Origin of the sequence: Streptomyces sp. NPDC015139, from assembly GCF_043079785.1 — a bacterium.
Taxonomy (GTDB): domain Bacteria; phylum Actinomycetota; class Actinomycetes; order Streptomycetales; family Streptomycetaceae; genus Streptomyces; species Streptomyces albidocamelliae.
The window spans coordinates 99,844-122,587 of the sequence record NZ_JBIBUW010000020.1; the positions used below are offsets into that span (position 1 = coordinate 99,844).

17 protein-coding genes are annotated in these 22,744 nt (G+C 69.3%); 6 read left to right on the forward strand and 11 right to left on the reverse strand.

Annotated elements, in window-relative coordinates; genetic code table 11:
- The 5 genes from ACF08B_RS35420 to ACF08B_RS35440 form a co-directional block, all read right to left on the reverse strand.
- Positions 1–1,851: a CRTAC1 family protein gene (locus ACF08B_RS35420; RefSeq protein ID WP_392321146.1), complete on the reverse strand. Its 1,851-nt coding sequence runs from the start codon at positions 1,849–1,851 to the stop codon at positions 1–3.
- A 56-nt stretch (positions 1,852–1,907) separates the two neighbouring features.
- Positions 1,908–2,897 (reverse strand): DUF1702 family protein, encoded by a 990-nt coding sequence (locus tag ACF08B_RS35425; RefSeq protein ID WP_392321147.1) that lies wholly within the window; start codon positions 2,895–2,897, stop codon positions 1,908–1,910.
- 89 nt (positions 2,898–2,986) lie between these two features.
- Positions 2,987–3,964: a DUF1702 family protein gene (locus tag ACF08B_RS35430; RefSeq protein WP_392321148.1), complete on the reverse strand. Its 978-nt coding sequence runs from the start codon at positions 3,962–3,964 to the stop codon at positions 2,987–2,989.
- Between the two features lie 104 nt (positions 3,965–4,068).
- Entirely contained in the window at positions 4,069–4,512 is a 444-nt protein-coding gene (locus ACF08B_RS35435; RefSeq protein ID WP_392321149.1) for a winged helix-turn-helix transcriptional regulator, read from the reverse strand.
- A gap of 75 nt (positions 4,513–4,587) precedes the next feature.
- The gene (locus tag ACF08B_RS35440; protein ID WP_392321150.1) at positions 4,588–5,775 is read right to left on the reverse strand and encodes an IS701 family transposase; all 1,188 of its coding nucleotides are present in this window, start codon (positions 5,773–5,775) and stop codon (positions 4,588–4,590) included.
- A 412-nt stretch (positions 5,776–6,187) separates the two neighbouring features.
- Between ACF08B_RS35440 and ACF08B_RS35445 the strand changes: the two genes are divergently transcribed.
- Positions 6,188–6,871 (forward strand): TetR family transcriptional regulator, encoded by a 684-nt coding sequence (locus ACF08B_RS35445; RefSeq protein WP_392321151.1) that lies wholly within the window; start codon positions 6,188–6,190, stop codon positions 6,869–6,871.
- On the opposite strand, the gene ACF08B_RS35450 is transcribed toward ACF08B_RS35445, so the two are convergent.
- A complete protein-coding gene (locus ACF08B_RS35450) occupies positions 6,839–7,816 on the reverse strand; it encodes an NAD-dependent epimerase/dehydratase family protein (RefSeq protein WP_392321152.1) in 978 nt (325 codons plus the stop codon). The two genes, ACF08B_RS35445 and ACF08B_RS35450, sit on opposite strands and share 33 nt — an antisense overlap.
- Entirely contained in the window at positions 7,813–8,439 is a 627-nt protein-coding gene (locus tag ACF08B_RS35455; RefSeq protein ID WP_392321153.1) for a ScbR family autoregulator-binding transcription factor, read from the reverse strand. Before ACF08B_RS35455 ends, ACF08B_RS35450 begins: the two co-directional genes overlap by 4 nt.
- Before the next feature lie 109 nt (positions 8,440–8,548).
- Between ACF08B_RS35455 and ACF08B_RS35460 the strand changes: the two genes are divergently transcribed.
- A complete protein-coding gene (locus tag ACF08B_RS35460; RefSeq protein ID WP_392321154.1) occupies positions 8,549–9,505 on the forward strand; it encodes a ScbA/BarX family gamma-butyrolactone biosynthesis protein in 957 nt (318 codons plus the stop codon).
- Between the two features lie 2,030 nt (positions 9,506–11,535).
- Here ACF08B_RS35460 and ACF08B_RS35465 read toward each other — a convergent pair.
- The 3 genes from ACF08B_RS35465 to ACF08B_RS35475 all read right to left on the reverse strand — a co-directional run bounded on the left by ACF08B_RS35465 (position 11,536) and on the right by ACF08B_RS35475 (position 15,798).
- Entirely contained in the window at positions 11,536–12,372 is an 837-nt protein-coding gene (locus ACF08B_RS35465) for a DUF6008 family protein (protein ID WP_392321155.1), read from the reverse strand.
- 856 nt (positions 12,373–13,228) lie between these two features.
- Entirely contained in the window at positions 13,229–14,536 is a 1,308-nt protein-coding gene (locus ACF08B_RS35470; RefSeq protein ID WP_392321156.1) for a ParB/RepB/Spo0J family partition protein, read from the reverse strand.
- Positions 14,533–15,798: a ParA family protein gene (locus ACF08B_RS35475; RefSeq protein WP_392321157.1), complete on the reverse strand. Its 1,266-nt coding sequence runs from the start codon at positions 15,796–15,798 to the stop codon at positions 14,533–14,535. The genes ACF08B_RS35470 and ACF08B_RS35475 overlap by 4 nt, the downstream gene beginning before the upstream one ends.
- Before the next feature lie 600 nt (positions 15,799–16,398).
- Between ACF08B_RS35475 and tap the strand changes: the two genes are divergently transcribed.
- The 4 genes from tap to ACF08B_RS35495 all read left to right on the forward strand — a co-directional run bounded on the left by tap (position 16,399) and on the right by ACF08B_RS35495 (position 20,779).
- Positions 16,399–18,582 carry a telomere-associated protein Tap gene (tap, locus tag ACF08B_RS35480; RefSeq protein ID WP_392321158.1) on the forward strand — a complete coding sequence of 728 codons (2,184 nt, stop codon included), beginning with the start codon at positions 16,399–16,401 and terminating at the stop codon, positions 18,580–18,582.
- Between the two features lie 12 nt (positions 18,583–18,594).
- Complete coding sequence (gene tpg / locus ACF08B_RS35485) at positions 18,595–19,152, forward strand: telomere-protecting terminal protein Tpg (protein ID WP_392321159.1); 558 nt, start codon at positions 18,595–18,597, stop codon at positions 19,150–19,152.
- A gap of 863 nt (positions 19,153–20,015) precedes the next feature.
- Entirely contained in the window at positions 20,016–20,468 is a 453-nt protein-coding gene (locus ACF08B_RS35490) for a MarR family transcriptional regulator (protein ID WP_392321160.1), read from the forward strand.
- A 53-nt stretch (positions 20,469–20,521) separates the two neighbouring features.
- Positions 20,522–20,779 (forward strand): replication initiation protein, RepL2, encoded by a 258-nt coding sequence (locus tag ACF08B_RS35495; RefSeq protein ID WP_392321168.1) that lies wholly within the window; start codon positions 20,522–20,524, stop codon positions 20,777–20,779.
- Between the two features lie 403 nt (positions 20,780–21,182).
- On the opposite strand, the gene ACF08B_RS35500 is transcribed toward ACF08B_RS35495, so the two are convergent.
- On the reverse strand, positions 21,183–21,977 hold the full coding sequence (locus ACF08B_RS35500; protein ID WP_392321161.1) for a hypothetical protein: 795 nt from the start codon (positions 21,975–21,977) through the stop codon (positions 21,183–21,185).
- Between the last annotated feature and the right edge of the window lie 767 nt (positions 21,978–22,744).

Below are 22,744 nucleotides of genomic sequence, written 5' to 3' on the forward strand. Positions count from 1 at the left end.
TCACTTCTCCTTGGCCAGGTCGCCGAGTTCGATGCTGTGCCGGCCCGGCTTCAGCGTCATTTCCTGCTCGTGGACGTCACCGTTGCGGTCCCGCCAGGTGATCTGGGTGGGCAGCGGGCCCTTGACCCCCTTGCCGAGGCCGATGTGGATGTCGGTGCTGCGCTTGCCGGAGTGGCCGCCGCCGCCGTCGATGCGGTCGACGCGCTTGGTGCCGTCGGGCAGCTGGACGCAGACCTCCGCGCCCACGACGGGGGCGCCGTCGGGGTGGGTGAGCGTCAGGCCCAGGTAGGCGCCGGTGTGCCGGCTGACGTTGTGGAAGAAGACCGGCTCGCCCCACTGGCGGGCCACCGCCAGGTCCAGACGGCCGTCTCCGTCGACGTCGGCGGTGGCGAGGCCGCGGGTGGGCATCGGCTCGCCGATGCCGAGGGCCTCGGACAGGTTGACGTACTTGCCGGTCGCGGGGTTCTTGGCGTAGAAGCGCATGCGCTGGTTGCCGGCCAGGTCGTCGCCGTGGCGGACGTTGGGCCACCACTGCGGGTTGGCCACGAGGGCGTCGTTGGCGGTGGCGAGTTCCTGGAGCTGCGGCCAGCGGTTGGTCTTGCCCTTGACGAAGCCGTTGGCCTGGGTGATCTCCAGGTCGCCGTTGTTGTCGAAGTCGCCCATCTTCACGTCCCAGCCCCAGCCGGACCAGGCGAGGTTGAGACCGGAGGACTTGTCCTTGAACGGCGCTTCGCCCTTCTGGAAGCTCTTGCGCAGGTCGGCCTTGCTCTTGGCCTGGTCGAAGAAGGCGAAGTTCGACTCCTGGATACCGAACGACGTCGTGATGTTGCTGACGAACATGTCGTACAGGCCGTCGTGGTCCAGGTCGCCGAAGTCGACGCCCATGCCCTTGAACGAGCTGCGGCCCAGTTCCTTGGACTTGGGCACGCTGCCGCTGTGCACGGCCTTGACCTGGGCGAACTTGATCGTGCCCGGCTTGGATTCGTTGTACAGCAGCGCGGAGGTTCCGAAGTCGTGGGCGAGGAACATCTCCGGCAGGTGGTCGCCGTCCAGGTCGGCCGCGGAGGCGCCGAGCGTCCAGCCGTGGTTGATGCCCTGCGGGATGGCGTCGTCGACCTTCTCGTAGCCGTTCTTCGTCCAGCGGAAGAAGTGGCCCCCGCCGCCGTTGGTGGCGTGCGACAGCGAGGCGTTCATGGTGACGTCGCCGTCCTTGGTCGGGTCCAGGACGGGGCTGTCGGGGAAGTAGTTGCCGATGAAGATGTCGGCGTGGCCGTCACCGTCGTAGTCGGCGACGGCGGCGGCGTTGGAGTTCCACATCGGGCCGGTGTACTTCGCGCCGGACTTGCCGGGCAGCAGCTCGGTCGGCCGGAAGGAGCGCGCCGTCAGCGGCTGCCCCTTGCGGGCCTGGTTCTCGAAGATGACCGGGGTGCGGCCCCAGTAGTAGACGAGGAGGTCGATCCTGCCGTCCTCGTTGTAGTCGCCGGGCACACAGCCCATGGGCGCCATCGTCCTGCTGGTGCCGAGCGGCGCCGGGTTCAGCGCGAACGGCGCGTAGGCGTCCTTGCGCGTCGGTGCCGGGGTGACGAAGGCCTGGTCGATGCGCGGGTCGACGACGCACAGGTCGTTGGACAGCCCGTCCCCGTCCATGTCGTTGACGGCGATACCCGCACCGACCGAGGAGATCCACGCGGCGATGTGCTTGTACGCCTTGTTGACCTGCCGGATCTCCTGCTTCTTGAATCCGGCGGGCTCGGCGATGGACATCGGCTCGAACGAGTAATTCTTTGCCAGGCTGTCGACCTCGGCGGCCGAGGACTCAGGCAGCCGGACACCGTAGAAAGTGCCCACCATCAGGGCCAGGGCGACTATTCCCGGTGAATTTCTGCGAATCCAGTTCTTTGCGACCGTCACTGGTCAGCACCTTTCGAAACGAGCGACGAGGAAGCGAGTTGCGCGGCGATGTCGTGGCGCCATGCCTCGTAGGCCGGGAACGGGCCGGCGGCCTCGGGCGTACGGGGCCGGGTGTCACGGCACACCTGCGCGGCACCCTCGGCCGTCGTGCCGCACACCACGCGGGCCGCGAGGTGGGTGTGGTCGATGACCGTGCCGGCCTTGATCCGCGCCTCGGTGGCGAACGCGGACCCCTGGGCGAGCGCCCAGCGGTGCTCGCCCGCGCCCTCGACGAAGCGGGCGAGTTCGTCCTCGCCGACGCTGCCGGCGTAGGCGCAGGCGAGGCCGGCGCCCGCGTAGAGGTCGGAGTGCCGGTGCTCGGGGTAGGCGCGGATCAGGCCGGTGACGACGTCGGGGTCGGTGCCGCCGACGAACCACAGGGCGCGGCCGATGCCCTGGTCGATGGCGTTGGCCGTGTAGTGGTTGTGACCGCCGCGCCAGCGGAAGGGGTGCTGCACCTGCGGGGTGCGCACGTACGCGCCGGTCTTGAAGTACGCCTGGTGGAACCCGTAGCCGTCCAGTGCCAGCCAGCGCAGCAGCGGGTCGGTGGAGCGGATGTCGGGCCACAGCGGCTTGGGCAGGCGGGCCATCGCCCAGCCGATGCCGACGTAGATCATGTAGTCGTGGTCGCGGCCCCGGCCGGCCAGCAGCCCCTGGAGCCGGCCGCCGTGTCCGGGCAGCGAGTCGTACACCGCCGCGCCCATGCCGGCGCCCTCGTAGGCGAAGCCGCGCATGTCCCGCGGGACGGTCTCCAGCAGTTCCTCGGCCTCGGCGGGCGAGCCCGCCTCCACCGCGTAGGCGTACCCCTTGAGGAACACCTCGCCGATGCACTCGAGGCGTTGCTTTGCTTCCGCGTTCTTCACATGAAAACCGCGCACCTCCATGGTCGTCTCGGAAACCGGAGGTGTGAGCAATCGGCGCCTGAAAGCGCCAAAGAAACTGGACACAGCAGTGAACCGCCCCTCTCGAATCCCTTGAATCCCCAGCGAATCGAATGTAGTCAGGGGCCTCGGAGGGGCGTCTACTTCAGATGTGCTCAAACAACGGCGGCGCTCAGTTGCCGGCGCACATTGCGGCGCCAGACCTCGTAGGCCGGTCCGGTGCCGTCCTCGGGGGCGGTGGCCGCGCAGTCGTCGGCGAGCCGCGCGACGGCCTCGACGGTGCGCCCGGTGAACGCGTGCACCGCGGCGCTGCTGTGCTCGGGAACGTACCCCGCGTGGTGGCGGGCCTTGGCGGCGAACACCGCGCCCTGCGCGAGGTGGCCGGCGAGGTCGCCCGCCTCCGTGTGCAGTGCGCTCAGGCCGGCCGCCGTCGTGCCGCCCGCGAAGGTCGAGGCGAGGCCGACGCCGCTCCACAGGTCGGCCCTGCGGTCGCCGGCGAACGCCCCTACGGCCGCGGACACGTTGCCCACGTGGCCGCCGTGGATGAACCACAGCGCGCGGCCGACACCCTGGTCGAAGGCGCGCTGCCAGTAGGAGGGGGCGCCGTCCCAGGCGTAGGGGGCGTCGAGGCGCTGTCCGTCCACCCAGGTGGGGGTGTCGAAGTAGGCGCGGTCGAACCCGTAGCCGTCGACGCACAGCCAGCTCATCGCCGGGTACAGGTCGGGCTCGTCCAGGTCCGGGACGAGCTTCTTCCACAGCGGCCTGGGCAGTTTGGCCATGGCGAAGCCGATGCCGATGTAGTTGAGGAAGATGTGCGGCCTGCCGCCGCCGCGCATCAGATCGGCGGTGCGGTGGCCCTTGGGGCCCATCGTGTCGCGGATCGCGCAGGCCATGGTGGCGCCCTCGTAGGCGAAGCCCCGGTTGAGCGGGTCGACGAGCGCCAGCCGGCGCTCGGTGGTGGCGGTGTCGCGGTCTTCGATGCCCCATTCGAAGCCGGTGACCACTGCCTGCGGAACGGCTTCCAGCTGGCGGGTCGACGCGGTCGGTGTCACGTCGAAGCCTCGCCGTGCGAAGCCGACGTCCTCCAGGGACGGAGCCATGATCAGCCTGCGCAGTGCTCCCAGTGCGGGCACGGACGCCTCCTCGTACGCGCCGCTCCCTCTCCGGCGGCGGGGCTGTCATCGTGGAGGAGCCGGTGCCGGACAAGCATCTTCGTCCGTGCGCTGGTCAGCGTTGTTCAGCGGATCCGGCGGACGTCGACCTCTTCGTCGTGGACGGCGCGGCCGCACTGTGTGCAGCGCAGTTCGACCTCGACGGTGCCGTCGCAGCCGAGGTGGTCGGCGCGTCGCGGCGGTCCGAGTTCGTGGGGCAGGTTGCGGTCCCCCCACTGCATCAGGGCGACGACCGCCCGGGTCAGGTCGCGGCCCACCGGGGTGAGCCGGTACTCGTGCCGCACCGGCTTGTCCTGGTAGGGCACCCGCTCCATGATGCCGTGGTCGACCAGCCGGCTCAGCCGGGTGGTCAGTACGTTGCGCGCGATGTCCAGGTGCGACAGGAAGCCGTCGAAGCGCGTGGTGCCGAGCAGCGCCGATCGGATGATCAGCAACGTCCAGCGCTCGCCGATCACCTCCAGGGACCGCGCGAGGTTGCAGTCCTGTCCCTCGTACGTGTGTCTCAGCATGAGTTCACTCTAGAGCGGGGCGAGTTGTGTGAAGGTACTCGACTTGGCGAAGCTGTCACGGATTCGCCGGAGCCGTCAGGCCGCGACGAGCAGCCGCTCCCCGCCGCCGGTCGGGCGCCGGTCGAAGCTGCTGTAGGCGTACGCGGCGGACACCAGCGTCATGTGGTGGTGCCAGCCCGGGTAGGAACGCCCCTCGAAGTCGAGCAGGCCGAAGTTGTCGGACATCGCGCGCACGGACCCCTCGGCCTGTGCGAGCGTCCGCGTCAGCGCCAGGACCGACTCCATACGGGCGTGGGTCAGGCTGGTCAGCCACAGCTGCAGGGGGCGCCGCCCTCCCTCCGGGCGGATGGCGAAGAGCCGGTACGTGCGCTCGGCGCGCTCGCCGCCCTGTCCCGTTCCGGGCAGCCGTACGAAGCCGGACATGACGGTGGTGTGCCGGCCGCGCCCGTCCCACGGGGCCACGCTCTCCATCCGGGTGAGGGTGCCGGAATCGAACTCGAACAGACTGCGGGCCGCGAGCACCAGGCCCTGCCCGTCCTCGCCGTTCGGGCTCTGCATGCGCAGGCGCCGGCCCAGGGCGACCTGGAGGCGGTCCGGGACGGCGACGACGAAGTCCCGTCCGCGCAGCGTGAGTCCGTGGATCAGGGAGGTCGCGTGGGTCCCGCCGGCGGCCTCCAGGTCGGCGACGACCGGCAGGGGCGCGGTACGGCTGTTGCCGGCGAGGGTGTCGACGAGGTCGAGGGCGTGCTGCTCGACGGAGCGGGGGCCCACCTCGGCGGGGATCTTGGTCCGCACGCGGCGCTCGTGGTCCTTCACCCACGAACCGGGAAGCAGCAGGCGCCAGTCGACCGGCACGGCCTGCTCGTAGGAGGAAAGGAACATGCCGACGCCCACCTGGCAGGTCACCGAGCGGCCGGTGGAGGCGAGGAAGCGGCGGTGGACACCGCAGGAGTGCTCGCCGCGCTTGCGCAGCATCGCCGCGCTGATCACGCAGGCGCGCGGAGTGACGCGCTGCTCGACCCACCGGGTGAGTTCCGCCCGGACCGGCATCGGGTCCCAGGGGCTGGCGCTGACGAACTGGTGCAGTGACTGCGAGGCGGCGGGCGAGGCGGCGACGGCCTCGGCCAGACGTCGGACCGTCTTCTTGCCCGGGGTGACGAGCAGGCCCTGCACGTAGGCCTGCGCCCAGCGCCGCTGGTCGCTGCGCGGCAGGCACTCGAAGACGCTCTCGGCGAAGGCCGGGAGCGAGGCCTGTGAGTTCATCAAAGCGTGCGTGACCATGGCAAGTTCCCTTCCTGACATCGGCCGGCGACTGCTGGCCACGCTAAAATAATAGCGAACGCCCTCTTTTTTTCGCGACTAAGGAGAGTTGCCGGATGCACTTCGCCAAGTCGGCCCTCGCCGGGCCTTGCGACACGGTGGTCGCGCCAGCACCAGGACAGCGCCCCGCACTTGCCCGGTATGGAGGCTCTGACCTGCACACTTGCCCTTGCTGCGAGGACGGTGGCCGACTCACGCATCTTGGGCAACTCCGGGTTGCCGCCTACGTAAAGCTGGCGCAAAAGTGGTCCTCTGAGGCACTCCTCGACTCGGCCACAGACAGCACGGCGGTGCGCTGCCCGGGGGCGGCACCCCTGCGTACACCGGCGGCCGGCAGCCCTCTTCAGGAGACGGCATGGTGAAGCAGGAAAGGGCCATGCGTACGCGCGAGGCCCTGGTCAGAGCGGCGGCGTCGGAGTTCGACCGCGCCGGCTACGAAGGCACGTCACTGTCGCGCATCAGTAAGGCGGTCGGCGTGTCCATAGGCGCCGTCACCTTCCACTTCTCGTCCAAGAACGATCTGGCCGACGCGGTCCAGCAGTCGGGGCGCTCGGTGACCCGTGCGGCGCTGGAGGGTGTCCTCGCCGAACCCCGGTCGGCGCTGCGCGTGGTGGTCGATCTGACGCTGATACTGGCCCAGCTGATGGAGCGGGAGCCGTCCGTCCGTGCCGCCATCCGCCTGAGCCGGGAGCGTCCGGACGCCGTCCCGTGGTCGGAGGTCTGGCTGCCGACGGTGCGCAAACTGCTGGACGAGGCACATGAAACCGGTCAGCTTCGTGCGGCTGCCCTGCCCGCGGACGTCACGACACTGGTCGAGTACCTGACCAGCGGTGCGGAGGCCTATCTGCGCAGCCGTATGGGCTCGGACGTGGCGTTCGAGAGCGCGGTCGCGCAGCTCAAGCGGCTGTGGCACGTGGCCATCGCGGGAGTGGCGGTCGACGCGGGGCCGAACGCACCCGGCGGCCCCTTCCCTGCCGCTGCCACGAACCCGGTCGTCCTCGAGCCGTCAGCGGCCGTGCCCGGGGGCGAGCGCCAGTAGGGCTCGGTACCAGGATGCGGACTCCGGCACCCGGGCCAGCGGGCCGGGCCCGGGGTCGCAGTCCGTACGGCGCCAGATCTCCCGGCTGTCGTACCAGTGGTCGCGTGCCACCAGGGCGAACTGACGCTCGCTCAGCCCGCATGCCGATGCCCGCAGGCGAGCGCGGCACTCGTCCCAGGCCAGTTCGGCCGAGACCGCCGGCAGGCCGATATGCCGTGACAGCACCGCCAGGAGGTCGCCGGTGGTCACCGGGTCGGGATGGCTGGCGTGCCAGACACCGGGGCCGGGCAGGGGGGACGCCGTCGCGATGTGCGTGATGAGGCGCGAGAGGTCCTCCACGGCGACCATGGAGACGCGGGCGCGCCCACCGTCCCACAGGGCCGGCACGGCGGTGACGAGTCGGGCGAGGGCGGGAACGACCCACAGGTCCCCGTGCCCCAGCACGAGGCCGGGTCGCAGGACGCAGGCCCCGGCCGCCAGGGCGTGCTTCTCACCGGCCAGCCGCGTACGGCTGGGAACGGACAGGGGCGCGGGGGCGACTTCGTCCACGCCTATGCCGCGGTGCGGGCCCGGCCCGTAGACGGCCGCCGTCGACAGATGGACGATCCGCCGCACCCCGGACCGGTGGGCCTCGCGCATCAGCGCGGCGGTCCCGTGGACGTTCACCGCCGTGCCGTGCGCTTCGTCGGAGCTCTGCGAGGCCGCGAGGTGCAGCAGCACGTCCGCACCCTCACAGACGCCCCGCAGACTGCCGGGCTCTTCGAGATCGGCCGGCGTCCAGTCGTCGGCCAACGCCGCGGCCCTGGCGGGCAGTCGTCTGCCCACCACGCTGACGAACACGGGCGCCGCCGCGCCGGTCTCGTCCCGCAACCGGGCCAGTCGTCGTAAGGTCGCCGACCCGATGAAGCCGGTGGCGCCGGTCAGCACCACACGCGTGCGTCTCACGCCGCGTGTCTCGCGACGCCCGCGGGCAGCTTCACCCGGGCCCGGCCCTGCGCGGTGGCGATGGCCGGAAGGAAGTACCGCCACATCGACACCAGGCGTTCGGGAAGGTCCGCGTAGGCGCTGGCGATGTTGGAGAAGACCTGCGTTCCGGTGTACGCGCCCACCAGCACGTTGGCGAACTCCCGTTCGTCGACCTCGGGAAGCAGCTCGCCATGCTCACGCGCGGCGCACAGGTGGACGTACAGCTGCTCGACCCACTCCTGGTAGGCCGTGTCGTCGCGCGGCCCGAACTCGCCCTGCTCGACGGCGAGTCGGACGCTCGCCCGGAACAGCACGTTGCCCATCAGCTGGTGCGCGGTGAAGAACGTGAGGTCGACGAGTCCCTGAAGGCCGAACCCCGCGGCCGGACGTGCGACGAAGTCCTGCTGGTGCGTCAGAACGGCTTGCGCCAGCTCCCGCTTGGACTTGAAGTGGAAGTACATCCCACCCTGGGTGACGTTGGCGCGATTCATGATCTTGCTGATACTCGCGCCGCTGTACCCGTACTCGTCGAAGATCTCGGCGGCCGCAGTCAGGATCGCATCGCGCGTCCGAACTGCCCTCTCCTGCTTCGGCTCGGCCATTGCTGGTCTCGACTCTCTCGACAAAAAAAACGAACACCCTTATTTTACAGGTCGGCCCCCTCGATCGGTAGAGGAGGGGCCACCGCGTCCGAGCGCCAGGGGGAGAGGCATGCTCATCACCACGGAACGGCCCAAGGCGGTAAGAGAGCCCGCGCTGACGACGACCGTCGCGAGGGAGTACGTGCACCGCGCAGCCCTGTCAGAGGTGTTCCTGACCGGCTGGAGCAAGGGGGGGCCCGACAGCTTCACGGTTACCGCGCAGTGGCCGCGCAGCCACAGCTTCTACAGCTCCGAGCACGGCCTGTACGACCCGCTGCTGCTGAGCGAGACGGTGCGGCAGACGGGTCTGCTGCTCATGCACGTCGGCTACCACATGCCCTTCGGGCACCAGATCAGCTGGTCGCGCCTGCAGTACGCCATCAATCCGCAGGCGTTGCGCATCGAACCCCGGCCCGCGGAGATCGAACTCCACGTGACCTGCACGGACATCAAGTACCAGGGCAAGATGCCGCGCACCATGGTCATGCACCTGGAGGCCGTCCGCGCCGGCTCCCTGCTGGCCATGGCCAGCATCCGGTTCAACAGTCACTCCCCCGCGGTCTATCAGCGCCTGCGGGCGGGCCGGAACCTCGAGGAGATCTTCGCGGCCGTCCCGGAGCCGATCGAGCCGGTCTCGCGGGCTTCCGTGGGCCGCCTGCGCCGGCAGGACATCGTCCTGTCGCCGACCGAGGAGAACGCTCGCTGGCAACTGCGCGTCGACACCAGCCATCCCGTGCTGTTCGACCACCCGGTCGACCACGTGCCGGGCATGCTCCTGCTGGAGGCCGTCCGGCAGGCAGGCCACGCCATGGATCCCGCGCAGGCGGGGGCGGCCCTGCCCGTGTCGCTCGACGTCTCGTTCAACCGCTACGTCGAGTTCGACGAACCCTGCTGGATCGAGGCGGAGCAGATAGCCACGACGTCCTCTTCATCCGGTGAACGACGCACTCTGCGTGTCAATGCCAGGCAGAAAGGTTCCTTCGCCTTCAACGCGACGGCGGAACTCGCGGACGCCGCTACGCTCTGAGAAACGAGGGACACCACACCACACCACACCGCAGCAAAACACGACGGTGTGCCGGGGGGGATGATGTAGAACGCGCACGAGTAGTGCCCTGCCAGGGGGACTTCGCCGACCGATCCCCAGTGCGCCAGCACTGGGGTCCGCGGTCTCTTCACCCCGCCCGTCGAGAGCCAACTCGACGGGCGAAGGCCCGTTTCCGGGTGCCAGCCCGAGAAACGGATGACTGGTTCTGCCAAAACCAGTCAGCCGCCGAACGACGGCTTCCGCATGCCTCCTACACAGAGACATCTCCAAGCCAGAGACCTCTCCTTAGAGAACTCTCCATCTAGCCAGAGAACTCTCCATCTAGCCAGAGACCTCTCCATGATGAACCAGAGTTTCGTAATGCACCAGCCCCCTCACCACGTTTATGTGGCGGGAGGCCGCTGTGATGCCAGCTACTACCTGCCGACATCCAGCCAATCTCCGGCTGAATCCCACCGCTGCGGGACACCTGCCCTGCCTCGCGGACGGGTGAAGGTGCCCATGCGGCTCGTCGAATCGCCCCACTACTCCGACGCGGCACTCAGTGTCTACATCAAGGTCAAGGCGCTCGGCCTACGGCAAGAGGGCTGCACCGCAGGGGTCGCCACCCTCGCCGCGTATCTGGGTCTTTCGGCGTCGACCGTTCAACGCGGCCTGGCACAACTGCGTACCCCCGCGCTCGACGGCGTCGTCGAACTCCCGTTGAACACACGCCGTTCCCTGCCGGGCGGCCGCGGCACCACCGCACGCCGCCGGGTCCGCCCCCTGGAGCCCACCGAGCGGTTCGTCTGGCTGCCCGTGACCGCGAGCGAACACCTGCGCCCCCGGCTGCTGCGCGCCTACGCGCTCATCGCCCATGCCGTCGTGCAGAGGATCCCCCTGACCGAGGGCGTCCTCGCCGGCTTCCTGCGCCACCATTCCGGCCCCCGCGCCGGCGAGGCCATCAGCATCGACGCGACAGGCCGCATCATCGACGAACTGGCCGCCTCGGGCTGGATCGACGTACTGCGGCGAGCCGGTCTCCAGGGGCGCCACGAGTTCGTCGTCAACGCCCAACCCGCCTGTGCGTGTCCCGTACTTGATGACCGATCGGGTCCCGAAGTTGATGACCGTTCGCTCGCGTACAAGGAAGACCTGAAGACTGACCGACCCGAGAACGACGCTGTGCCTGTCTCACCCGCCGTAGGCGAGGTACCGGTGGACAAGGCCGTCGACACCGCGCGCGAAAAACCTGGCCCCGGCCGGGCAGGGGGTGGGTTCGCGCTGCGCGCGGATGACGAACCCGCCCTCTCCCCCACCCCCGGAAAGCCCTACTCCGGACCCCGACTGACGTTCAGCGACAGGCTCCACGCCGTACTGGAGCCGGTCCGCTTCCTGCTCACCAAGGAGAACACCTACGTGCAGCGCCGGATCGGCCAGGAGATCGCGCGCCAACTCAGCGACGGCACACCCGTGGAGCGGCTGCGGGACAGACTCACGCAACGACTAGCACAGACCGTGGTCGCCGACATCCGCGACGGGGGCCGCTGGCTGCTGGGCGTCGCGCTGCCCCGCTGGGGCTGTGCGCATCCGGACTGCGAAACGGGCGTGCTCTGGTCCACCGGCGCACGCTGCCGCGTCTGCCAGGAGGTCGTCGCGCAGCGGGCGGCCGCCCGCCGGGACGGCGTACCGCTCCCCCACCGGGAAACGGCCGAGGGGAACGGCACACCGAGCACCCCTCGCACCGTGGCCGCCCCCGCACCACCCCCCGCGCATCGCACGAAGACCTGCTGCCCGAGCTGCGAACGCCCGCACCGCCCGGGGCACTCCGGGCTCTGCCGTGGCTGCCGCCCCGACGCCGTCCCCGACACCGGCCGCGTCCCCCGCACACCGGTGGACGGCGGCCGCTGTCCGGGAAGGAACGGCACCTGCGGGCGCCCCTCCCCGCACGGTCTGTGCTGGCGTTGCCGTGTCCCATCGGATGGAAGACCCGGTGCCGTACCGTCGGCGGCCGGCTCGACCGAGGACTCTCAGGAACGCCCGGCCAGGGTGGGCTCGGCCACGGGGCTCTCCTCGGATCCGGCGTCCGCCTGGTCGGCGTCCGCCGAGTCGACGACGACCGCCGTCACGCCCGCTTCGGACACCTCGGCCACGGGGGCCCCGTATCCGGCCTTGACCGCGCGCCGTTCCTTCCACAGGTGGTAGACCGCGATGGCGAGGATGGCCGTGCCGATCAGGTTGGCGACGAAGTGCCACCACACCCGGTACGTCACGAGGGCCGGGCCCGGTTCGATCAGCCCGAACCAGGTGGACAGCCCGATGGCACGGCTGGCGCCGAGCGCGACGGAGAGGGTCAGCACCACGTGCTCAATGCCGTGGATGGTCTGCATCCACACGCCCATCTTGGCCCACTTGCGGGACTTGAGCTCTCCGGCGGCCCGGCGGGTGATCTGCGCGATGCCGACGAGGCCCGCCAGGAAGATGAAGTTGCCCGTCAGGTGGAGGATCTCCATGCCGAGCATGGGCTTGCTCGAGTCGACCTGCCCCATGCCGCGCGACAGACCGTTCGCCCAGGGAGTCATCCAGGCCGGGGAGTACGGGTGCGCCACCCAGTAGCCGACCTGAGCCACGTGCTCCTGGAAGTGACCTATCTGCCCGATCACACCGAGCCCGATGAGGCCTACCGCTGTCTTGTACAGCCACGGCCGGACCTGGCCCCGGTTCCCGAGGGCGAGCACGACAACCGCGGCCCACATCGCGACGGCCCACCCGATGAAGAGGACGGCACCCAGGGTGTCCATGGAAGAAACGGTACTTCCCATGCCTCCCATCCCGCTCATGCCGTGTCCTCCGTGCGCGTGGTCCATGAAAATGCCCCCTCTGGCTCCGACTCCGAGCAGCGACCTGCAGGACGCTCTGCGTGATCTTAGGAACTCGGGCAAGTGTGCGGCTACTTCACCGGTGCGCAATTTCAAGTGCTTCGTACACGCATCCTTCTGGCGGTACGTCAGCGGCACTCGTTACCCACGGCCTCGCCCCGAAGCCGGACGTCCGACCAGCTCCGTCGGCTATTACGCCGTAATAGCGCCCGCGCAGCCGTCCCCCGCCCGCTCCCGCTGAGAAGCCCCCTCGGACTCCAGCGCAGTCCCCCAGGCACCTGTCCCACCCCCACGCGAAGCGCAGCCGGCTATTACGCCGTAATAGCCCCCGCCCCCACCGCCCTCCGCACGGCCACCCTCCGCACCCACCGACGGACCCACCGAGTGCCTCCCGCTCGTCGGGCCCTCGTCGCCCCCCCTCTATTACGCCGTAATAGCCCGCGGGCCCCCGACTCAAGCGGCCCGCATGCCCGCACCGTCCCCACGCGGGGGTGCTCATCTGTCCTGGGGCAACGAAAACGGCGGTGCGTCGGGTCGGCGCTCCGGCGCAGCATGGCGAGGGGATGCCCCCGCCCCCAAGCGAAGCGCCGTCGGCTATTACGCCGTAATAGCCCCGACCCCCACCGCCCGCGCCCCCCTCTCCGCCGACCAGTCCACCGGGGCTCCTGCTTGCCGCAGTCCTCACCCCCTATTACGCCGTAATAGCCCTCGGGCCCCGACTCGATCCGCCCGCACACCCGCACCGTCCCCGCACCGGGGCGGGCAGCTATTACGCCGTAATAGTTCCCGGGAACCCGGAAGGGGCCGGCAGCAGTGCCGGCCCCTTCTGAACGGTGTCCTCGGTTCAGCCGACCCGAGCAGCGGCCTGCTCGACGGCGGAGCGCGCGAGCTCTTCGAGCCGTGCGGGATCCCGGTCGAGCGCCTTGGTGTTCAGGAACTCCAGGAGGCTGAAGAAGACCTCGTCGGACTCGATCTTCGTGTCCAGGAGCATGGCGAGCGATCCGGGTTCGCCGTACGGCACCTTACGCGCGCGGTCACCGGAAGCCGCGGCCTCGTCGGCGGAGCTCCCCGTGGACGAGTCCGTCCGCGGCTCCGGCACGGCCTGCTTCGGCGTCTGCTCTGCCGTGGTCGGCACGGAGGGCTCGGTCTCGTCGGCCGCACCGTCTCCTATTACGCCGTAATAGCCCTCGCCCTCCGCGTCCTCCCCTGGCGCCACCGCCGGGACGGCCGACTGGTCGCCTGCGGGCGACCTGGCCGAGGAGCTCTCCTCTATTACGCCGTAATAGCCCTCGCGCTCCGGAACCCCCGGGTCTGTCCCCTTGGTGGCGGCGCCGTGGCCGCCCGAAGCCGAGCCGCTCGACGCTCCCTCCCCTATTACGCCGTAATAATCGACGGCCTCCTCGCTCGGCGTCGGCTGCGCCCGCGGAGGCTCACGCCGGTCCTCCTCCTTGCGGGCCCGCTCGTCCTTCAGGTGTTGGAGTGCCGCCTCCTGCTCGGTGACCGGCTTGCCGGCGACCGCACGCAGCAGGTCGATGGGCTCCACCCCGATCCGGCTCTGGAGTTCCGGCGTGAGCTTGAGCAGGGCGAGCCGCTGCGACACCCAACCCTGGGACCGGTGGAGCCGCTTGGCCAGAGCCGTCTGACTGCCGTGGATGGTCAGCAGCCGCTCCAGAGCACGGGCCTCGTCCAGCTCGTTCAGGTCCTGCCGGTGGATGTTGGCGACCAGCGCGGATTCGAGCAGCTCCTCGGAGTTGCTGCCCTGATCGTCGCTGACCATCACCTTGATGGCGGGGAGCTGCGCCTCACGGGCGGCGGCGAGCCGGCTGCTGCCGTCGATGACGACATAGGTGGTGTCGGCTTCGAGGTCGGCTTCGCGCTCGGGGTTGACCTTGATGTAGGCGTCACGGTTCATCACCGTGATGGCCTGCTTCTGGCCGTGGGTCTTCAGGCTGCCCGCCAGGTCGGTGAGGTCACCGAGGCTCGACCGGGGATTGTCCGGGTTCAGGCTGATGCGGTGCGGCGGGAGTTCGCCGGGCGGGGCGACGCCGTCGGTGGGCACGCCGGTGACGGCCGCGACGGCCTGACGGCGCGCGCTGACCGGCCGCACTCCCCCGCCGAAACGGCCGGCGCCGAGCTGGTCGGCCTTGCTCATGCGATCTCCCGGGCCAGTGCGCGCATGCCGATCGCCTGCTGGGACTTGGGGGCGTAGGACAGCAGGGGCCGCTTCATCCGGACGGCTTCCTTCTGTTCCTTGAGGTCGCCGATCAGCCCGACGACCCGGGGATCCTTTATGTCGATCCACCCTTGGAGGGAGGAGGTGGCGATGAAGCCGCGGCGGGAGTCGTAGAGGTTGACGACGATGCCGAGGTAGTCGATGTCGATCTGGAGGTCACCGCGCAGGTCGTCGATCTGTGTGGTGAGCAGCTCGTAGGCGTCGGCGGAACTGTCCTCGGCCTGGACGACGATGAGTGCCCCGGACTGTCCCGGCTTCTCTCCGTCGCGGCGTCGGCCGTAGTACGCGGCGGCGTCCATGCTCAGGCCGAGGCTCGGCGGGCAGTCGACGAGGATCACGTCGTAGTCGGCTTCCAGCGGCGAGAGGGCGCGCTCCAGTGCCGCTTCCCTGGCGCGTACGGCGGACAGCCGGACGTCGAGCAGGAAGGCGTCGTTGCAGGCCGGAAGGAGGTGGAGCCGGCCTCCGAAGGTCTCCTCGTCGATGGAGACGATCAGGTCGCGGAGGTCGCCCTTGGGGTCACCGGCCATGTGGTTGGTGAGGCTGTCCCCGTTCATGGGCAGGGGAGCCCCGCCGAGCTGGTTGGTGAGGTGGCACTGCGGATCGAAGTCGACGAGCAGCACGCGCAGCCCGAGGCCCGGCAGGTTCTCGATGTCCAGCGGGTCGGCGGCGGCAGGTTCGTCACCGGCGTCGGCGTCGCTCGCCCGCAGGGCCTGCGCGAGAGCCTTGGCCACCCGCACCGAGTGCAGGCTGTTGGCGTCCTCGGAGAGCGCCTCGCCGAGACCGGCGGTGATCGCGGTCTTTCCGACGCCGCCCTTCTGGTTGCAGACGATGATGCGGCGGGTGACCTCGGGACGCTCGACATCCGGCGCGGGGTTGGAGTCGAGCCACAACTGGACGGACTGGGCCAGCCCCTGGATGAGGGAGACCCGGCGGTCCGTGGCGAGCAGCCGGAACTCCTCCCACTGGCCTGGCGGCAGGAAGGTGGCGAAGGAGTCGGCGCCCGAGGTGTCGACGGACGGGGGAGTGGAGGCGAGGGCGCACCAGTCTCGGATGCCCTGCTCGACGGCTGCCTGGATCTCGATGCCGTGCTGGGCGGCTCGAACCTTGAGGTTCTGCCGGAGCCATCCCGGCAGCTTGGAGACGACCTTCTCGCGGTCGCTGGAGGTGGCTGGCGAACTCATGGTGACACCTTACTAACGTTCAAGATCGTTGCAAGCATCAACACGTTAGTTAGCGGGTTCCTGAGGGTCCATCAGAGGCTGCTTGGACCTATTACGCCGTAATAGCCGCCCCTTGGCTCGAGGCGACGCGGCACCTATTACGCCGTAATAGCCCGCCGCGGTCGGCTACCGACACGGCGCCGCCGGAGCACCGACGCGACGGACCGGCTGCCCGCCGCCCGGAGGCGGCAAGCTATTGCGCCGTAATAGCCGGACACCGCCGAGCTCTCGAACGGGACTCCGAGCGACAGCCGGCAATCGCCAGGCGGATCTGGCGGCCTCGGCGATCTCAAGGCCGCTGACAGGCGCGACAGGGTGCAGCGATCACGGTCGACGGCGTGTTCGCATGGGCTGGGGGAGGGGCCCGTTGGTGGCGGCCCTCCCGTGCTGGCTCGAAGGGCTCCTCCTACTCCGTGCCAGCCCCTGGGTGGCGACCGTCAGGCACTCGATCGGCGTCGCAGCACCCGCCAGCCTCATGAGCGCTTTCTGAGCGATCTGGCACGCGATTCGAGGTGCCATTCAGCGTGTGATACGGGATAGGGTGGCCGAGGAGGTTGTTGCATGCCCACCGAGAACGAGCTGTTCAGCGCGGTCGACGCACTGCTGGAGCAGGTAACCCAGGAGGACCTGCCCCCGGTCGCGGAGCGCAAGCGCCTACGCGAGGCGGCCGCCCTCACCCAGACTCAGGTCGCGGCCGCCCTCGGCACACGCCGCGAGACCGTCGCGAGCTGGGAGTCGGGCAGGAACGAACCCCGCCCCCCGCAGCGCGCCGCCTACGCCCGCCTGCTGGAAAAGCTGGCCGACCGCTTCCCGGCCCCGGAAGCGCCCTCCGCCCCCACCGCGCCGCGGCCGGTGACCGAGCCCCCGGCCGCGGCCCCCCGGACGCCGACACCCGCACCCGCACCCGCACCCGCACCTGACCCAGCCACACCCCCCAGGACGTCGCCGGCCCGACGCCCGAAACCGCACGCCGCCCTCCCCGGGCACCCCGCCCCGACGGTCGGCGGCGCCTACCCGCACGGCCCGCTCCTCGTCCTCGACGCCGGCCCGGACCGTGACGTCACCGGCTACGGCACCGGCGGCCTGCTCCTGGACGTACCGGCCAAGTCCCTCTCGGCACTCGTGGAGTGGACGCTGAAAGAGGCCCAGCTCGGCGCGGAGAGGCTGAACGGGTCCGGAAAGGACGCCGACCCGCTGCTCGTGCTCACTCCGGCCGCGTGCGAGCGGTACGGGTTGCCGGTCCAGCTCTCCGAAGAGGACCGGCTCGCCGGCCGCCTCCCGGACACCCACAAGGTCCTCAAGCAGCTCGACCGCGCCGAGTGGCGGCTCACCAAGCGCGGATTCGGGCCCTGGGCCAGGATCTACCGCCCGGCGCAGGGCGGCCGACGACAGTGCGTGCAACTGTGCATCCCGTCCTGGCACGCCCTCGACGACCGCGCCTGGGGCCACGCCGCACAGCTGCCACCGGCTGAACTCGCCCGGGTCCTGGGCACGTTCGCGCGGCGGGTGATGACTCCGGTCGGCTCCACCGCCGTGACGGGCCTGGAGCTCATGACGGCCCTCAACCCGCCGACCCGCGCCGGCGAGCCGGACGCCGACGGCCGACGCCGCTCCCAGCACCGGCCCGGCTCACTCGGCACCGCACCGATGGACCCGGCCCCCTGCGAGGCACCCGACGGCCACCCCGTCCTCAAGGACCTGCCCCGCTTCCACGTACGCGGCCCCGGCGAGAAGCTCTTCGAGGAGGCGTACGACTGGGCCCGCGAACTCACCGACGACGAATGCATGAAGCGTCACCTGGTCGGCATCGACGTCAACCTCGCCTTCGGTGCGGCCGCCAACGGCGCCGTCGTCGGCCTCGCGACACCCCCCGAGCACCTCACCAACCCCGCCTTCGACCCGACACTGCCCGGAGCATGGCTGGTCGACCTCTCCCACATCGACCTCTCCGACGTCCAGATCGGCCGACAGCGACACCGGCTCCACCGCCACCTGCTGCCCAGCCCGTTCACCCCGACCGGCGAACATCCGACCGGCCCGGCCTGGTACGCCACCCCGACCGTGGCGTACGCGGTGGAACTCGGCTACGAGGTCGCCCCGCTGGAGGCCTGGGTACGCCCGGAGAAGGGCAAGTACCTCGACGGCTGGTACAAGCGGCTCCGCGACGCTTATGTCCACACCATGGCCGACCTCGGCGTCGCCGAGAAGCTCTCGCCACAGGACTTCCTCCAGGCGATGGAGGGCTACAAACAGCGCGACCCGGAGACGGCGATCGTCCTGGACGCCGTCAAGATGACCACCAAGGGCGGCATCGGCAAACTGCGCGAGAAGGCACGCGGCGGCGGCTGGCGACCGGGACAGCCTTGGCCCGCACTCGCCCGGCCGACCTGGCGCCCGGACATCCGCGCGGCCGTCATCTCCCGCGCCCGGATCAACATGCACCGCAAGATGCTCCACCTGGCCGCGGCCACCGGCCGGTACCCGGTCGCGATCCTCTCGGACTGCGCCGTGTACGCCGCCGACGGCCCCAGCCCCTTGGACGTCCTGCCCTACGACACCGACGGCAAGACCGTCCCCGGCTCGTTCCGGCTCGGAGTGTCACCCGGCATGGTCAAGCACGAAGGCACCCAGACCGTGCTGTGGGGCGCCGAGGTGCAGGAGCAGCTCAACGCCGACGGCAAGATCGCCAACCTCGCCCGCTACATCAAGACCGGCGAGATCACCGCCAAGGACAGCGGAGAGTAGGGGACAGGGCCGATGGCAGACGTCGGGGAAGAGCTGGAGAAGGCGGTGGAGGGCGCGTTCACACGCCCCATTCCCAAGTCCGCCGGAGCCCAGATGCGCTATCTCGTCAAGCAGTACAAGGGCAGCACCAAGCAGGTCGCCCTGTTGCTCGGCATCACCCAGCGGACCGTCGAGCGCTATGTGAAGGACCAGATCAAGAGACCCCGGCCCGACCTCGCCGCCCGCATAGAGCGTGAAGTGCGTCGCCGCTGGCAGCCCCAGGTCCGCGCCAGGGCCAAGAAGGCCGCGTCCACCACCGACGGCATCATGATCGACACGCGCGCCCGCTTCGGCTTCACCGCAGCCCCCGGAACCACCGACGACGCCCGCCTGCGCCACCTCACCCTGGCCCTGCCACCTGAGCACGCCGCCCGCCTCTTCGACGCCCAGGAAGCCGGCGCCACCGAGCAGCAGCTCCAGCACATCGCGGCAGAGGCCCTGGGAGAGGTCTACTTCCGCGACAGCGGCCGCCGCGCCCACGGCCTGGAGGTCGAGTTCACGGACCTCGAACACCTGGAGTTCGAGCTCTGACCAGCGGCCGCGCAGAACTCTCCTGCCGGGACCTGTAGCGACTCGGGTGCGGCTCACAGCACCCACACCCCGGTGCCGGAACCGGTCGGCGGGGGAGCGCGCGTTACGTGGGACATCCCGGGGGTGGTGGGGCAGCGTGGTACCAGGGGCCTTCGCCGGCCCCTGGACCCCGCTGCCCCACCACTTTCCGGCGCGAAGCCGTTTCGTCGTGGCCCGGGCCCGTACGCGCCGGAAAGCGGTGGGTACGGGCCGCGGTTGACGGCAGTCACCAGGTGCCCTCCCACCCTGCGGATCCATCATCAGGCGCGGACCATGAGGGGTGACCCCGCACAAGGGCTGAGGCCGGTGGGGCGAGCGGTCGGTATCCGATGCGGAGCGGCATGGGGTGCACGGCCACACGCACGGCGGGCCTGTTGCACAAGGTAAGAGAGCGCACCCGCCAAATGCCGTCTGACCTGCGGAAACGTATCGAACAACCACGACCGTGGGAACTGCCAGGCAGTTCCTGTGACCGTAGAGGGCGATCCCAGGAACCGTGCACCCGGTTCCCTCGGACGCAGTACCAAGTCCGAGGAACAGCACACCACGACTCACCGAACTGCCATAGCGGTCAGGAGAACTGCCACCACGTCTGTAGGAACTGGGCACCACGTTCCTACGACAGCGGCAGATTGACGTCACGTACATGACTCGGGCCTGAGAAGCCGAGTAGCGGACGGGGCGATTCCGTAGCGTGGCGGCAGAAGACGCGGCCGACAGGCGGAGTTGATTGACTTCCTGCTCATGTACGTTAAGTTCATCTGGTCGGCTACGCGGCCGTCCTTCATGAGCCGCCAATAAACCCCCGTGCACGGAGGGCCCCGTTGGGAGCAGTACGCAGACTGGTCGACGCCGACACAGGTGAGCCGGTCCCCTATGCGCCGTACGCCTTTTCCGGCCGGCACACACAGGTCGACAAGGCACGTGTCGAGGCAATCACCGAATCCAAGGCGTTCACGCCCAGTCAGAAGTTCCTCGTCCTCTGGTGGATCGGCGTGTCCCCCGAAGGCATGGAGCCGCTGAGGGCCACTGGAGCGGACATCGGCAAGCGCGTGGGGATGTCGACCGACGCCGTGGGAAAGATCAACCGAAAGCTGGCGAAGCACCGGATCCTGGTCGTTCGCGGACGCATCGGCAACTACAACTTCTACCGGATCAGCCCGTACATCGCGTTTCACGGGACCGGACTTGAACAACGTGAAGCAGTGAAGACGTGCAATCCGCCGAACATCCCCGGCTTCGACGACAACGTCCCTGCGCGGTGGGAGGCCCAGTGAACACCACTGACGACAAGCGGAAGAACCTCGAGCTGCTCGAGAAGACCGCCGGCATGACCGCCAACCAGCGTCTCGTCGTCATGCTCTATGCCCTGCACCCCACCGACCGCTCCGGTGCGATCCTCGAGACCGCGGCCAACCTGGCCAAGCTCGTCGGCATGGCCCCTCCCGTCTTCTCCCGCACCCGCAAGCAGGTCATCGAAGCCGGCTGGCTGGAGGAGACCGAGCGCATCGGCCACATCAAGTACTACCGCCTCGACCCCAAGCGCATGGGAGAGAACGTGGTCGTACTCCTGCGCCGCGCCACATGACGTCCTGAGAACCGCACCTCATTGACGTGACGTACATGAGCCACGGTTTTCAGAACGTGGCTGATTTACTTCGGTGGGACCGACGGGGATCCCAGACCCCCGGGAACCGGCGGATCCCGGGGCGCTGTCGCCCGTGACTGAGGTACGGGCACTCAAGGCGCCAGAAGTCCGTGAAGCGAACCTCCTCAAGGCTGCCGGCGCGACGGCAGCTGTCCTATGCAGCAGCCAGGTCCGCACGGACGCGAGTGTCACCAGCCCGAGGCCCCTTGCCCCCAGGCGTCCCGGGCCGAGCGCTGCACCTTGTCCGGGCGGGCGTCCTTCCTGGCCGGTGAACTGCGGCATGCCGACACCGCACCCAGGTCACGCCGCTCGGCGACGGGACCCGAGTGCGTCCGCGTGGCGGCTACTTCAGCTTCACGGTGTCGCCGGCCGACACGACCCGCGCGGTCGTCGTGGTGCCGGGGAAGTACCAGCGCCAGCTTCCCGTCGAGGTGGCGGTGACCTTGGTGCTGAGCTTTCCGACCTCGTCCGTCTTCACTGTCTTGATCGTGCTGTAGTGGTCGGTACCGGCCTTTTTGAACTGAAGCTTCGCGTCCTGCCCGGTGTAGCCGTGGTACTCGAGGTCCTCCCAGTTGGCCCGGGACAGCTTGCCGGTGACGGTGAGTTTGGCGCCCTTGGCCACGGGTTCGGGCGCGGCGTCCGTCGCGAGCTTGGAAGCGCGTTTCATCTTGAACTCGGCGATCCGATCGGCGATCCAGTAGTCACCGTCATTGGCCTTGACGGTGGCGTTGACCTGCCACACGCCCGCCGTGTGGTTGACATCCTCGGGCAGGCTGTCCGGGAGCCACGCCGGTGCGATCGTCATCGTGGCCGTGCACACCGACGTGGTGGAACTCTTCTTCTCGCACCGGGTGTCCACCCAGTCGCTGAAACCCCACCCGTTCGTCTTGTTGAAGACACTGACGTGCGACAGGCCCTTCACACCGGAGTTGTCCCGGATGGTGATGGCGATGGGATAGGTGACGCGCTTCGACGTGCCGACGATGACGTTGTGCCCGCCGTTCACGACCGTCTTGGTCACCCGGATGTCGCCTCGTCCCTCCGCGTGGGCTCCCGTCGCGGACAGCAGTGTGAGCGCGGTCGCCCCGCTCGCCAGAATCCAGGCCGCTCTGGCCGGTCTGGCCGGTCTACCTCTCATGATCCCTCCCCTGTGGTGTGGGAGGAGAGATTACACAGCTGACAACCCCGCACTCGTACAGAGGTTCGCCTGCTCCGTGAAGCAGCCCTGATCGGGGTCTGGGCCGCGGAGCTGACACTTGAGCGCTGTCTGCGCAGATCGGCGACCCCTGGCGCCCCCCTCGGCGGAAGGCGGGGCAGGGACCTGCCCCGCCCCGGGCGGCAGGCCCGCTGCTTCAAGGACAACCGTGACGGCCCGCACCATCGCGCCACGATCGGCCGGAGCCCGCTCGCAGCAAGGCAATGGCCGGTGGCTCCGCCCACCGGGGGCCAGCAGTAGCCCGCGGTTCCAGATCTAATCTGAGTTGTATTTTGAAGCATCAAGTCAGTCCGGCGGGTCCCGTCACCTGGTATGGCGGGACCCTTGAGCCTATTGGTGGTGTCGGCTGGTGCTGGGTCGCGCGATGCGTAGGACCCCCCGGTACGAACTTCGCGATGAGGGTGATTGCTTGCAGGGCATCGTTGATGGTGTTGAGGGTGGTGACGGTGTGTGGGTGGGGGATGGTCTGCGTGTGGTTCGTCAGATCGAGCAGGGAGGTCTCTTCAACTGGTGTGTGTCCTGGGCCTGGCGGCCTGGAGTCCTACGGCTTTGATCGTGAAGGTGTGGGGTCGCCTGCCATGTACGACCGCTACTTGTGAGGTTCGGTCGGGATGTCACTGGGATGTTCGGTCTTGAATGTCACTGACGTGTAGGTGTGTTGGTGCTGTTCAAGGGGCAGTTGGGGCGAT